Origin of the sequence: Rhizobium sp. Leaf371 (assembly GCF_001424045.1) — a bacterium.
Lineage (GTDB): Bacteria > Pseudomonadota > Alphaproteobacteria > Rhizobiales > Rhizobiaceae > Ferranicluibacter.
In genome coordinates, this window is sequence record NZ_LMQB01000006.1 from 36667 (window position 1) to 50337 (window position 13671).

The 13671-nt window shown below is 57.7% G+C and carries 13 protein-coding genes and 1 pseudogene; 11 read left to right on the forward strand and 3 right to left on the reverse strand.

All coding sequences use genetic code 11. The features are described from left to right. The first annotated feature begins 102 nt into the window (after nucleotides 1-102). A complete protein-coding gene (repC, locus tag ASG39_RS07440; RefSeq protein ID WP_062594411.1) occupies nucleotides 103-1416 on the forward strand; it encodes a plasmid replication protein RepC in 1314 nt (437 codons plus the stop codon). 280 nt (nucleotides 1417-1696) lie between these two features. Here repC and ASG39_RS07445 read toward each other — a convergent pair whose 3' ends face one another. From ASG39_RS07445 to ASG39_RS07455, 3 genes are read right to left on the reverse strand one after another with little or no spacing between them, the layout of a single operon-like run. Further along, the gene (locus tag ASG39_RS07445) at nucleotides 1697-2842 is read right to left on the reverse strand and encodes a tyrosine-type recombinase/integrase (RefSeq protein WP_062594412.1); all 1146 of its coding nucleotides are present in this window, start codon (nucleotides 2840-2842) and stop codon (nucleotides 1697-1699) included. Next, the gene (locus ASG39_RS07450; protein ID WP_062594413.1) at nucleotides 2839-3243 is read right to left on the reverse strand and encodes a type II toxin-antitoxin system VapC family toxin; all 405 of its coding nucleotides are present in this window, start codon (nucleotides 3241-3243) and stop codon (nucleotides 2839-2841) included. The genes ASG39_RS07445 and ASG39_RS07450 overlap by 4 nt, the downstream gene beginning before the upstream one ends. Then, on the reverse strand, nucleotides 3240-3497 hold the full coding sequence (locus ASG39_RS07455) for a type II toxin-antitoxin system VapB family antitoxin (RefSeq protein ID WP_062594414.1): 258 nt from the start codon (nucleotides 3495-3497) through the stop codon (nucleotides 3240-3242). The genes ASG39_RS07450 and ASG39_RS07455 overlap by 4 nt, the downstream gene beginning before the upstream one ends. Before the next feature lie 183 nt (nucleotides 3498-3680). Between ASG39_RS07455 and ASG39_RS07460 the strand changes: the two are divergent. The 10 genes and pseudogenes from ASG39_RS07460 to ASG39_RS07505 all read left to right on the forward strand — a co-directional run bounded on the left by ASG39_RS07460 (nucleotide 3681) and on the right by ASG39_RS07505 (nucleotide 13567). Then, a pseudogene (locus ASG39_RS07460) lies at nucleotides 3681-4819 on the forward strand (RHE_PE00001 family protein). Between the two features lie 106 nt (nucleotides 4820-4925). Next, a complete protein-coding gene (locus ASG39_RS07465; protein WP_062594415.1) occupies nucleotides 4926-5843 on the forward strand; it encodes a hypothetical protein in 918 nt (305 codons plus the stop codon). Next, on the forward strand, nucleotides 5836-6324 hold the full coding sequence (locus ASG39_RS07470; protein ID WP_062594416.1) for a hypothetical protein: 489 nt from the start codon (nucleotides 5836-5838) through the stop codon (nucleotides 6322-6324). The genes ASG39_RS07465 and ASG39_RS07470 overlap by 8 nt, the downstream gene beginning before the upstream one ends. Next, nucleotides 6321-8345 (forward strand): hypothetical protein, encoded by a 2025-nt coding sequence (locus ASG39_RS07475; RefSeq protein ID WP_062594417.1) that lies wholly within the window; start codon nucleotides 6321-6323, stop codon nucleotides 8343-8345. The genes ASG39_RS07470 and ASG39_RS07475 overlap by 4 nt, the downstream gene beginning before the upstream one ends. An 82-nt stretch (nucleotides 8346-8427) precedes the next feature. After that, on the forward strand, nucleotides 8428-9759 hold the full coding sequence (locus ASG39_RS07480) for a hypothetical protein (RefSeq protein ID WP_156468063.1): 1332 nt from the start codon (nucleotides 8428-8430) through the stop codon (nucleotides 9757-9759). A gap of 153 nt (nucleotides 9760-9912) precedes the next feature. Beyond that, nucleotides 9913-10506 carry a DUF6088 family protein gene (locus tag ASG39_RS07485; RefSeq protein ID WP_062594419.1) on the forward strand — a complete coding sequence of 198 codons (594 nt, stop codon included), beginning with the start codon at nucleotides 9913-9915 and terminating at the stop codon, nucleotides 10504-10506. After that, entirely contained in the window at nucleotides 10499-11536 is a 1038-nt protein-coding gene (locus tag ASG39_RS07490; RefSeq protein WP_062594420.1) for a nucleotidyl transferase AbiEii/AbiGii toxin family protein, read from the forward strand. The genes ASG39_RS07485 and ASG39_RS07490 overlap by 8 nt, the downstream gene beginning before the upstream one ends. A gap of 62 nt (nucleotides 11537-11598) precedes the next feature. Then, nucleotides 11599-12444 (forward strand): restriction endonuclease, encoded by an 846-nt coding sequence (locus ASG39_RS07495; protein WP_244481162.1) that lies wholly within the window; start codon nucleotides 11599-11601, stop codon nucleotides 12442-12444. Nucleotides 12445-12459: 15 nt separating this feature from the next. Continuing rightward, nucleotides 12460-13239, forward strand: a complete 780-nt coding sequence (locus ASG39_RS07500) for a Hachiman antiphage defense system protein HamA (protein ID WP_062594421.1) — start codon at nucleotides 12460-12462, stop codon at nucleotides 13237-13239. Beyond that, nucleotides 13223-13567, forward strand: coding sequence for a hypothetical protein (locus ASG39_RS07505; RefSeq protein WP_062594422.1), 345 nt, complete (start codon nucleotides 13223-13225; stop codon nucleotides 13565-13567). Before ASG39_RS07500 ends, ASG39_RS07505 begins: the two co-directional genes overlap by 17 nt. The last annotated feature ends 104 nt before the right edge of the window (nucleotides 13568-13671 follow it).

Below are 13671 nucleotides of genomic sequence, written 5' to 3' on the forward strand. Positions count from 1 at the left end.
CCTAAGCAAGAATGAGAATCGCATTTCCTCGAATCCCAGTCAAGAGTCTTTGGCACCGTTTTGGTGAGCGGATTTCTTTTGCCTCAACGTGGGTGGAAGAACATGGAAAACAGGTATGTGACGACGCCCTTCGGGCGGCGGCCGATGTCGCTCGGCATGTTGGCAAGCCAACAGTTGGCCGAGACCATCGAACCGGGAACAACGAGAAACAAATGGAAACTGTTTAGAGCGGTCTGCGAGGCGCGACCTTCGCTTGGGGTGTCTGATCGCGCTCTGACAGTTCTCGACGCTCTGCTGACCTTCTATCCAGACAACGAGATTACCGAAGAGCGCGGGCTGATTGTCTTCCCATCCAACGCCCAACTGTCGATCCGCGCTCGAGGAATGACCCCGGCGACTCTGCGGCGGCACTTGGCTGGCCTGGTAGACGCTGGATTGATTCTTCGAAAGGATAGCGCCAACGGGAAACGCTACGCGCGCCGCAGCAGGGGAGGGGAGGTCGAAGAGGCTTACGGCTTCTCGCTTGCCCCGTTGTTGGCGCGGGCGACGGAGATTGAAGCATTGGCTGCTCAAGTGGTTGCCGATCGTGAACGTCTGCGCATTACGAAGGAGCAACTGACAATCTGCCGTCGCGACATAGCGAAGCTGATCGCTGCTGGCGTAGAGGAGGAGATCGGATGCGATTGGGAAATGATCACCTTCACGTTTCGGTCGATCGTCGAGCGCACTCCTCGAACGGCAGGCATCGTGTGCCTGCTTTCGGCATTAGACGAAATGTTGTTGCTTCGCGCGGAGATCGCCAACAGCTTGGAAACATGTTGCAAAACAACGAAAGTGCACGCCAATGAATCCCAAAGTGAGCGTCACATACAGAATTCAAATTCCGAATCCCTGTATGAATCTGAACCACGCTTCGAAACGAAGCAGGGGGCAAACTTGGCAGATCCCATCAGAGCCAGACGAGCACCGATAGCCACACAGAACGAGATCCCCACATCCGCTGCTGACCAGCAGAAAGGCGATTGGCGCACCGAAACAGCGAAGGCTTTGCGGAACGAGGGCAGTGGGATGAAATCCTTCCCGCTGGGAATGGTTTTGCAGGCCTGCCCGGATATCGCCGATTACGGCCCTGGTGGACAGGTCACCACCTGGCGAGGCCTGATGACCGCAGCTGTTGTTGTAAGATCCATGCTGGGCGTCAGCCCGTCCGCCTACGAGGCTGCCTGCGCCGCCATGGGACCCGAGAACGCGGCGACCGTGATTGCCTGTATCCTTGAGAAAGCTGGACACATCAATTCGGCCGGAGGCTATCTCCGCGATCTAACACGCCGCACCGAGAACGGGGAGTTCGCACTGGGACCAATGCTGATGGCTCTGCTGCGGGCGAACGGTCCCTTGGGGCAGAATGCTGGCTGATGACAGGGATGACCGTTTTGCGTTTTGTCTTTTGAGGCTTGCTGCTGATGATCGGCCGGGATCTATCTGCAGTAGAGATCTGTATCGTGTCTTGTTTAGGCTTCAGTATCTTCTGGCAATGGCGGCCCCAGTTGAAGCCCCATTCGGCTTCATGGCTCCCTCATGAAATCACGGGGGTCTACAGGCTTTGTGTGATGCCAGCTTGGGGCAATCAGGATAGGAAACAGAAATTGTTTCCGCGTAGAAAAGCGAGTGATGCGCCTTCATATGTTTTCCAGGTTCAAGATATGAGGCGAGCTGCACGGCCGCTGCGCCGGGTCGCATTGTTGTAGTAGCTCGACGCCTGCTGGACGGACCGATGCCGTGATTGCTCCATGGCCTCCTGCAGCGGGACACCACGATTGGCAGCCTCGGTGAGATACCCCGACCGCAGTCCATGAGCGGAAAACGCCTTGGGATCGAGCCCGGCCTGCGCTGCTCTCAGCTTGACGATTTGATTGATCGCACCCGGCTCCAGCGCCCGCTGCGAGAGATTGCCCCAGCGATCGATCTTGCGAAAAATGCTTCCCGTCTCGATGCGGCTCGCTGCAAGCCAGGCATTGAGTGCTTCGACCGGCCGACCGGTGAGATAGACGACATCGTCGTGATCGGCGCCCGAGGTCTTCGTGCGGCCGAGATGGATGGCAAGCGAGGGCAGGGGAGGGCCGTTCTCGACGGGAACGGGGGGCTCGGCGTTGAGTTGCTCGACCCGCAGTCCGGCGACCTCGCTGCGCCGACGACCGCCAGAGGCAAAGGCGACCATGAGGATCGCCCGGTCCCGCAGATCGGTCAGGCCGCCGCTGTCGCAGATGGCCAGCATCTTGGCGAGGATATCGCCGGTGACCGCTTTGGCACTCTTCGGTTTGCGCGGTCGCGGCGTTGCGCGAACGGCCAGCCGGATGGCGGATTTCAGGGCAGGAGAAGAAAAGACGCCGGGGAAGCCGCGCCATTTCGTCAGCGTCGACCAGGTGGCAAGACGGCGGCGCACCGTATCGGGGGCGTGGGGTCCGATGGTCTTCAGGAACCCCTGCTCGCGCAGGCTCTGCTCGACATCGGCCGGCATGCCGTGGTGGGGATCGATCTCGCGTTGCCGCGGTTGCCAGAGGTGATGGGCGACGAATTTGAGAGCCAGGGCTTCCGGTGCGGGCCAGGGCAGGGAAGCCCCCGTTGCGGCCAGCGACCAGGCCTGGAGATAGGCGAGATCGGAGGTGAGCGCGCGCAGCGTATTCTCGCCCATCCCTTCGTTGACAAGGTGTCGGAGCGTCTCGATGTCCTGGTCGGTCAGGAGCTCGGCGAGCTCGTCGCGCCGTTCGAACGGAAGGACAGCCGCGATCGTATCGAGCTCTTTTGCCCGACGAGTAACAGCATTCGTGCCGATACCTGTCATCCCATCGACGACGTGGGATGGAGTTTCAGATCCGTCTGGCTGAAATCACGCCCCTTGAAGAGCAGGGGCGCCTTGGCAACAGCAGCGACAGCATAGGAGAAACAATCACCCATATTCAGGCTGGCCGGGTGGCGTCCCCTGCCGTATCGGTCAAGCGCGGCTTCCGCTTGGCGATAATGCCTCTCATTGAAGGCAAGCGGCATGATGTTGGGTGTGTCAACGAACCGGGAGACGATGTCGGCGGGATTGGAAAACCCTTTGGCTGTGAGAACCGTTCGCGTCTCGAACAGTGTCGGCCAACCGATAACAATCTCTTCCTGCTGCAGGACCGATTTGAAGGCGTCAGCCTCCGGCTCCTCGAGGACGATCGCGATAATGACCGAGGTATCGATGGCAATCATATTGGCAAGCCGTTTTCGTCATAAAGATCATCATGCGCAGAGGTGGTGCCAGCCGGAACATTGCGACGGCCTTCGGCGGCAAGCTCCCAGACGGCATCCAGCGGGTGCTTTTTATCCTGCTGCCTCAATTCGACATCGTAGCGTTCAAGCGCCAGTTCCACGAGTCTGTTGATCGGCTGTCCGGTGCGCCGCGCCAGCGCATGCGCCAGATCTCTTGCCTTGGTGCTACGGATGGAAAGCTGTGGTTCGGACATGGGTTTTTCCTCATCGGATTGAGGCCGCAGAATAGCGTTATCCGCCTAAGATAGCAAGAAACCCGCAACAGATGGCTAAGATTCGATAAGGGATACTTATCGATGGTTAGCCGCATAACCGCCAACCATACTATGTAAGGAACCATAATATTCATATAGCGTTCCTATAGTAAATCATTTACCATGATTTCAATGGCTTACGATCTTGCGAAAATCAGCATGACAGCCCTGATGGAGCCGGCTTTTCGCGCTGGTGTCGAACTGGCGCGTCTCGACGAGCGTATCGCCCGCTCAGCGGTCGGAAGCGGCATGCTTGAACGCATGCAATTCGCCGATGCGTGCGCCTCGCTGTGGATCGACGGCGAACTGGTTCACCTCGAAGACCTCGTCCTCCACGACGCCACCCGCGACATTCGCACCCCCACGCATGAGCTGACAATCGCCCGCGACGTCTTGCGCACGCGTCGGCGCATTGCCGCCCAATCCCCGGACTGGGCGCTCTCTTTCGACGGCATCCGCTCGCTGCGGAAAACCTCGGAGATCGGGTCGGGTGCGGGGACGAGGCGACGATGGCTGGAGTTGTTCGGCCGACGGTCGCGATCGACGCGGAAGTCGAGGGGGAAGACGCCGACGACATCGAACATCTCCCCGGCATCGATTATGCCGCCATCGATGCGGTTCTCGCCCGATCGGAGGCGGCAATCGAGAACGCAACTCGGCCGGGCCGGAGGGACGACCAAGAGAAAGATCCGATGATCTACGATCTCGACTGGGACGAAGACGCGCGGCTCGATGAATGGCGGGGCGTGTTGCGCCAAGCTGAAAACCTGCCCGCGGTGCTACATGCCATCGTTGCTCTTGATGCCTGGAACGAGCTCTCCGTCCTGCAGCACGCGCCCTGGCTCGGCCGGCTGTTGGCCGCCTCGATCCTGCGTCAGGCCGGTATCACGTCAGGCGCGCATCTTGCCGCCATCAATCTCGGCCTCAAGACCATTCCCGTCGATCGACGCCGAAATCGCGACCGGGAAACACGGATGCTGGCAATTACCCACGGACTGATCGCGGCCGCGGAGATCGGGCTCAAGGAGCATGACAGGCTGGCGCTGGCTCGAACACTGATGGAGCGAAAGCTGGACGGGCGCCGGACATCTTCAAAACTGCCGGAGCTGGTTGAGTTGGTGATGGCCAAACCGTTGGTGTCGGCAAAAATGGTGGCGAAGACGCTCGATGTGACGCCGCAGGCGGCGCGGCGGATTGTTTTGGAGCTGGGCCTGCGCGAGATGACGGGGAGGGGGAGGTTTCGGGCGTGGGGCGTGCTGTAGTCGGTCGTCATAAACATTGGTTGTACTCCTGGATACTCTGATAACCAATTGATTGTACCGTCGTCAGATGTAAGAATGGCCAACTTAATCGTGGGGGACTTCATAATTGGCAATAAGCGCAGTTCAGGTCTGGAACGCTGATGACTGGGAATTATTCTCTCTAAATCTTCTTCAGCATCGGCATGGCGCTTTGAATGTGCACAAAATTCCAGCCGCTCACCAAGGCGACTTCGGGATTGATTTCTATTGCACAAAGGAGGCCGTCGCCTATCAGTGCTACGCAGTGGAAGAGCCAATAGACATCTCGACCCGAGCTGATAGGCAAAAGACGAAAATCACCCGAGATTTGGCCAAGATCCTTGCCAATGAAATAGAGATAAAAAAGCTATTTAACGACGTTAGGATCAAACACTGGATTCTTCTTTCGCCTTTGCATGACAGCAAAGAGGTCAACCTCCACTGCTCAAAAAAGACCAAGGATATGCGCGATAAGCGATGTGGTGTGTTAGATGACGCGTTCGAAGTTGCTATTCATGATTTGACGCTCTTTCCAACTGCGGTCATAGCCACCGGCCTCACCTCGATATCGAGTGTGAAGCTTTCCGTGCCTGCCCCTTCAACGGAGGAGGTGGCGGCTTGGACCGTAGGTTCGTCCAATTTGCTGGCTAACGCTCATCATAAACTTCTAAAGCGCACGTCCCACGAGAATATCGGCGACGCCGTTGCAGATGCAACGTCGGCATTCCTGCAGGGAAATGCTTTGCTTGACGCACTGCGCAGCGGGTCACCGGACCTTCATGAGAAAGTCACTGTTGCCATCAAAAGCCGAGCACGACGAATTCAGTTCGCTGGTCCGCAAGGAGGACAAAGTGCGAACGGCATTTTGCACGCAGAATTGGAGTCGTTGATTTCAGCTGTCCAATCGGCGGCGCCGAACCTTTCAAATGAAAATGCCGAGCAGATCGCGTACGGTGCAATCTCGGAGTGGATTATGCGATGCCCATTGGATTTCCCGGATGTCTAACGGATCCGCCTTCCGAAATGCAGTTCTTAGCGGCACATTTACGTACACGCCGAGACCAGATCCCGTGCCCGCTGATTTGAGAATGTCGTGGGGCCTTGCGGTTCTCCTGCTTGCGCTCCTCTACAGCAAGGGCAAGAAATCGAACTTTCAAAAGCTTCAGTTTCTCGCCCACTCGGTGCGTCTTCCGGAAGGAAGAGAAGAGGTTAGAGGTTTACTTGCAGGGCAATATCGACCCTCTGAGGTATCGGTTCGAGTCGAACCGTCTCTCAATCGAGCCGTGTCTTTGGCCTATGGACTCAAGCTGGTGAAGATTGAACGTGGAGTTTCCGTGACGTTGACAGATAGCGGGAAGACCACAGCGGAGGCAATCGCCAAGGCCGGCGATTTGCTTGAAGAGGAACTCAAGTTTTTACGTGAAGTGGCCCCGCGAGTGACCGATATTCTCATGAAGCGCGTATGGCGGTTGGAGGACCTGATATGACGATGAGGTTTAGGCACCTCCGCCTGCGAGCCGTGACGTCTGATGGGACGTATGGAGCCGACGTCAAATTTGGCGATGGTCTGACCGTATTATGGGCTGATAATACCAAGGGAAAATCAACCTGCATGCAGGGGATGTTGTACGCACTTGGCTTAGAAAAGATGTTGAGTCCACGCAGAGAGGTTCCTTTGCCGCACGCAATGACGTCTTACTTGAACCGCGACGACGGGCAGCGTGTCGACGTGGTGGAATCCCGGGTGTCGCTCGAAATTGCAAATGGCCAAGGGGAAGTCATAACAGTGCATAGGGCTGTCAAAGCACCTACAGACAGCAGATTGATAACAGTCGATTTTGGGGCTGCTCTTACGGATAGGTCCAAACCACTTCGAACCCAAAACTTCTTTGTTCTTGATGGCGGCGCAGCCCAACGCGAAGATGGGTTTCATTTTTTTCTCGAGCAGTTTCTGGGATGGGAGCTGCCACAAGTACGCCGCTACGACTCGCCGGAGACAAAACTCTACCTTGAGACGGTGTTCCCGCTTTTTTGGGTCGAACAGAAATATGGATGGTCTACGATTCCGGCCGCAATACCGACCTACATGCGAATCCGTGAAGTTCATAAGAGGGCGGTTGAGTTTCTTCTTGATCTGGATGTCCATAAATTGGAGATGCAGCGCGAGCGACTGTCGGAGCGGATGGCGGCGAACGCTAAAGAATGGTCAGCGGTGCATGAGGAAACAAATCGCTTCGCGTCTCGGAGCGGCGGGCGGGTCGTTGCACTTATGGAAAAACCTGTTGCGGATGACGGGATCCTGGATCGTGCTCATTTGGAGATGGCTGAGGGCGTCAACTGGATCCCGATGTCGTCGATGGTGGCACGGTATCGCGCGGTCGCTGCGCAATTAGGCGCTGTGTCCGTTCCAGAGGTTAGCGAACAGTCAACGGAGGTTTCCCGTCGTCTGCACCAGCGAATAGAGGAGGTTGACCGGCTTAACGCCGAGAGAATTCGAGTTCATGGTATCAGACAGTTGAAATCGGCGGATATGCTCTCGCTTCAAAGGCGGATCGATACGCTGGCGGACGACCTCGCGAAAAACTTGGACGTACAGAAGCTGCAACGGTACTCCGGGGTATCGGCAGTCCTCACGCCCGATCGTTGCCCAACATGTGAGCAGGCCCTGATCGACACGCTGCTTTCCCAAGACGCGCTGTCCGCCGTGATGCCGATTGCCGACAATATTGAGTACATTCGTTCGCAAAAGAAAATGTTCGAGGATATCCTGGGGCGTGAGGCAGCCGACGACGACGGCAGAGCCGATCAACTCAGCGCGATCAATCGCGAACTCGCTGATCTCTACGCGCAGATTAGATCACTTCGTTCGGAGCTTATTGCTCCTGGATCAAATCCGTCGGCCGCCGCGATCGAAGATCGTATCCGTGCCGAGGCGAAGGTTCGTGATCTGGAGGCACTCCAAGCGGTCTTCGAAGACGCGATCGACAGGTTGACTTTGATCCAAAAGATTTATGCCTCACTATTACTCGAACAAGCAACGCTCCCAAAGGACAAACTTTCCGCGACCGACCAATCCAAACTCAATCGCCTGACAGCGCTGCTTCAGTCGCAAGCCGGCGAATTTGGATTCAGCACCTTTTCGGCAGGCGAACTGGAGATTTCCGCTGACAGCTACCGACCGGAAAAAGAAGGCTTCGAGATCGGCTTCGAGACGTCTGCAAGCGATGCCATCCGTTTAAAGTGGGCCTATCAGCTAAGTCTGCTCGAGCTCGCATCCAGTTTCCGCACCAATCATCCAGAGTTGCTGATTTTCGATGAGCCTCGCCAGCAATCTTCGTCGAAGGTCAGCTTCGAAAGCTTGCTCAGAAGAGCATCGAAGGCGCGTGATCGGGGGCAGCAAGTGATATTTTCAACCAGCGAAGATTTGGAAAGCCTTCGCCAAATCACCAGCTCGATGGATTGCCACGAGGAAATATTCGCCGGCTACATTCTCCAGAGGGTCGGATGAGGCCAAAACCGGACTCTGGTCACCGCCGGAGAATTCACTGAGGTGCTTTTTGCGTGACTAGCGGGTGGCGGGATGGCGTAGGGTGGATATGACTCTCGAGAGAAAGACATTTTCTGGAAGGATTGCGAGGGGCGACGAAGCATTCGCCGTCGATTTCCATGGCTCGGCTGGGGCGGATTTCCGCCTGAAGATTGAAGTCGATCCACTTCCGAACCAGACACTCTTCCGTCTCCAAAGCGCCATGGGGGATCCCGGCTCCTATGCGCAAAGTCTCTTGCTAGAAGGGGAGGCCTCAGATGGCGCAATGTTTTTTTCTGAGCGGGTGGAGGTACGAGCCGCAAAATTCGGATCAAGCGGAAACGACATTACCGTTTCAGCGCTGAAGGCAACGGTGACTGTCTTACGATCCGGTCCAATCTTACGTCCAGTGATGCGACTGTGGCTTCGCAGTTTCAAATCCCACCGAAATCCTATTGTGCCGACGTCGCTCGGAAAAATGGAGGTCTGGGGCAATCACAATAAAGTGCCGAAGGACGAGGTTTTCGGCAGTATCGCCATTCAAGCGGACGAGACTACCGACCGGTCATACTGGCGGGCAAGAGCGGATGACTTCCTGACATTCATGCATCGGGGGCTGGCGTTCGCCCACGGAAGCCTCCTGCAGACGCCGCGTTTGGATATCCATTTCGAGGATTGTTGCGAGGCGACGTTCTATGATGGCAATGCCTTTGGCCCAGGGCTGCCACCGATCCATCACCTCAACCATGGTCCGTTCCTAAAGGCGTTCGCCGCGCGTTATGACGACGAGAAGCCATTTCCCGATATGCTCTGGACTGCAATCGGTTGGCTACAGAGCGATACGGCTTTTGATGAAGGCCGCTTCCTGACATCGATGACTGCTTTGGAGGCGATCGTCGAACATCTCATCCCGAAGACGCTGACGACGATCGTCCCCAAGCCGGAATTTTCCGTCGTTCGCGATCAGCTTCTCGACGTCGTGGAGTCGTCATCGCTGGCGGAAACGGCACGCGAGATCCTTAAGGGAAGGATCAAAGGGCTGAACGGACGGTCGCTGTCGCAAAAGATCGAAGCCTTGCGGGACTATTATGGGCTTTCCGCCAAGATGTTCGACAACGCCAGCATCGCTGCCATGATCAAGCTGCGGAATGATATCGTCCACACCGGGACCGCTGCGAGTGGTGACTTTTGGCCAAATATCGTGTTCGTCCGCGAACTTGTCTCACACATCATGTTCCACGAGGTCGGCTATACCGGTCCATATGAGAGCTACCGAGACGGCTACAAAATGGTTCATGCGGCCATGACTGTCGGGGAAGACTCCGCGGCGGGTGGTCCGGTCGATGAAGGGGCGGATCCACCAGCTTTCATCGAAAGTCTCCCGTCTCCATCGTGACGCTCGATTAACCTTCGCAGAGTTTTGTTCGTTCGCGTTTAAACACTATGACGGTTAGCATCTCGACGATTATCTGAGGGGTTGAATGTCAGAAAAATATAGCCTATTTTCTGACACATGAAAACGCCCACTGCATCAGTTCCAGACCAAATCATGAAGCGCGCCCGCGCCAATGGGCGGGGCGGCGTCTTCACGCCCAGTGATTTTTTGGATGTGGCCGCGCGGGCGACGGTCGACCAGGCCCTTTCCAGGTTAACCAAGAATGGAAAGCTCCGGCGCCTCGCGCGGGGCCTGTACGACTTCCCAAAGGTTCATCCGCAACTTGGTCCGCTTTCGCCGGCCCCTGACGATGTCGCGCGAGCCTTGGCGCGGGAGACCGGGTCTCAGGTGCAGGTCGCCGGTGCCCGCGCGGCGAACGCCCTTGGCCTGTCGACACAGGTGCCGGCTAAGAGCACCTATCTGACCGATGGCCCCTCCCGCCGTGTCGTACTCGGTAAGCGCGTCGTTGATCTGCGCCACGCTTCACCCAAGCATCTTATTGCTCCGGGCAGTGCTGCAGGCACCGTCGTCCAGGCCCTTCGTCACGTCGGAGCAATACGTGCCGCCGACGTTGCGCACGTCGCCTCGCGTCGGCTGTCGGCCAGCGACAAGAAGACACTTGCATCCAATGCGATCCAGGCCCCCGCTTGGATGCGGCCGACGCTCGTCTCGATCGCCAACGCAGCATCGGGTGAGATCGATGGATAAGGTCGCTCTTCTTCCAGCCGGCGATAGGGCAGCCCTCTTTGGCGAGACGGGCGCTGGCCGAGGTGTCGCTAATACGATCATAGAAAAGGACTTCTGGGTCTGCTGGACCTTGAAGCGACTTTTCGGCCTGCAGCATAAGGATACTGCAACCCTTGTGTTCAAGGGTGGCACTTCCCTCTCCAAGGCATTCGGCGCCATCCGTCGCTTCTCCGAAGATATAGACCTCTCTTTCGATCGGGCGGACCTCGGCTACACGGGTGACCGGGATCCCGAGAAGGAGGGCATCAGCAAGAAAAAGGCCGATAAACTCATCGAAGCCCTGGTAAGCGATGTTGAGCGGCATATAGCCGAGAAACTGCTCCCGGCTCTTCGGTCCGAGATCGTCGATCAACTTGGCGAGCCGACCAAAGGCGAGTGGTCGCTGGAGATCGACCCCGACGACGCGCAGACGGTGACCTTCCACTATCCAACTGTTCTGCCTGTCGCCGACTATGAAGGCATGGCCTACATCACCCCGCGGGTAAAACTCGAGCTCGGCGCACGTGGCGATCCGTGGCCCACCGAGGTGAGGGTCATCCGTTCCTACGCAGCGGAGGACTACCCCGACTTCTTCGAAGACCCTGATAGCGCGGTGACCGTTCTCTCCGCGCAACGGACCTTTTGGGAGAAAGCCACAGCCTTGCACGCCGAGGCACATCGCCCTGCAGAAACGGCGACACCACAATATTTCTCCCGCCACTATTACGATCTGGCCATGCTTCTCGACACCGATGAGGGCAAGGCAGCCGTCCCGGATTTCAAACTCCTGGCAACCGTGGCGAAGCACAAGGCGACCTTCTTCCGGTCGGGCTGGGCCAGCTACGATACCGCGCGGCCGGGCACCTTGCGCTTGATGCCAAGCGAACCGCGGATCAAGGACCTGCGGGCCGACTATCGCGCCATGGGACCGATGATGTTCGATGAGAAACCGCCATCTTTTGACGAAATACTTGCTAAAATCGAGAAGCTGCAAGAAACAATCAATACATAGCCCGATTCTATAGGCTGGGGAGGGAAGTTATTAGCTCGATACGGTCCATCGATCTGCGTCTCGTGGACGACCTTTTTGACTTCGTGCGAGGCCCCGGCTTCGTGCTGGACTTTTCCGACGCCAGCTTCTCGGAATTTTTTGCCTCCGAGCTCAAGGTCAGTATCGGCGATCCGAGATATGCGGTGAACGGGGGGTCAAAGGGTAAACGCCTCCGTTACTTCCTGCAAAACTGCGACGACGCCACTGCGATCTGCACCCTTACGGCGCTCTGGGAGCACCGTTCGGAATATCTTGCGCGTTCTGGCAGCAAGGATCCCGTCGTCAACGCCGAAACCCGCTATCAAGGGCTGATTAACCGACTGTTGGGCGGGGCCGCTCCGCTGCCAGCTGCGCATAGCGCATCGGCCGGCACAATAGACCGGCAGAAGATTGCCAAGATTAAGTTGGACCTCTTGCAGGTCACGTCGCTTGCCCCGCATGCCCGCGGCTATGCGTTCGAAGGCTTTCTTAAGGACCTGTTCAGCGCGTTTGGTCTAGCCGCCCAAGAGCCTTTCCGGCTCCGAGGCGAACAGATCGATGGGAGCTTTTTGCTGGGAAGCGACACCTATTTACTAGAGGCCAAATGGCACGGCCAGCCCATCGGTGTCGCCGAGCTCCACACCTTCCATGGCAAGATCGAGCAGAAGGCGGCCTGGACCCGAGGCCTTTTCGTCAGTAACAGCGGATTCACCGATGACGGCCTCGTCGCCTTCGGACGGGGCAAGCGCGTCATCTGCATGGACGGTCTCGACCTTTACGAGATGCTGGAACGAGAAATATCGCTCATCCACGTTCTCGAACGTAAGGTTCGCCGCGCCGCTGAAACCGGCTCAGCCTTTGTTCGCGTCCGCGATCTCTTTCCTCAGTGACCGGGGAGGAAGGATATGACGCAGTTCAATGATTGGTGCCTTTCGGTGGACGAACCCGTCGGCAACCACTTTCGCCGGGTCATGACCGGACAAGCCGCGGGCCTGGCTACAGGGATCCAGGCGACGGCCGCCATTGTGCCCGGGCATTATGCGTCGGAAGAATCCGTTGCTCGGGCGCTCAGCCGCCTCGGCAAGCCGGCTGCGGCCGCCCTTATCGAGGGCAAGCTTCCAACAACGAAGAATATCCGATCGGGCGATCTCGGCGAAATCTATGCAACGGAGTGGATCGACACACACAGCGGTGGATACCGCGCGCCGATCAAACGCCTGCGGTGGAAGGATCATCGGAACATGGCGATGCGCGGTGATGATGTCATCGGCATCCTTCAAGATGCCGCCAACCAGCGCTTGCTCTTTCTGAAAACTGAGGCGAAGAGCCGCGTGGCGCTGACCGGTCAGGTTCTCACCGACGCCCGCGCGGGCCTGGACAAGGATGGCGGACTGCCGTCCGCTCACGCGCTGTCCTTCATATCGGCACGCCTGCTAGAACTGGACAATCTGCCGCTCGCCGACGCGATCGACGATGCGCTGCTCAAGCACGGCGTTCCCGTGCAAAACGTCAGGCACTTGCTTTTCACGTTTTCCGGCAACGCGCCGGACGCCCTGCTAACCGCTTCGCTACAGGCTTACCCCGGACCTATAAACCAATGGGGTGTTGGCCTGCGAGTGGAGGGACACGCCGCCTTCATCGGCGCGGTCTATGATCGAGTGATCGCCGATGCCAACTACCCCTGAAGCAATCGCGGCCGACATTGCAGAGGCGGCCACCGCCGGCTTTCGGGGCAGTCTTATCGCGAGAGGCCAGGCGCGAGCGATCATCTGGCGAAACGGCACGCTCCCGCCCGATGCACCGGGCTTTGCGCCGCAACTCAGCTACGACTTGCATTCTTATGGCTATGGGCTTCTCGGGCTCGGCCTTCGCCTTCGTGAGCTTGGCGGCGATGCTGCACAGGCGCGCACCGCCTTCGAACAGGCTGCTACTGCGCTGGAGGCGGTGATCGCCAAAGGTGACCGCCTTGAGGCGGATCGCGACTTCCATTTCGTCATGGCGGCCGCGTGTTGATTTCCACTGAGAGCTGACCCGGCGCAGCGTTATATTTCCATTGAGAATTGACCCATGTTTCAACCGTCCCCTGCATGTTTTCAGCGGGGGCTCTGGAGTGATCG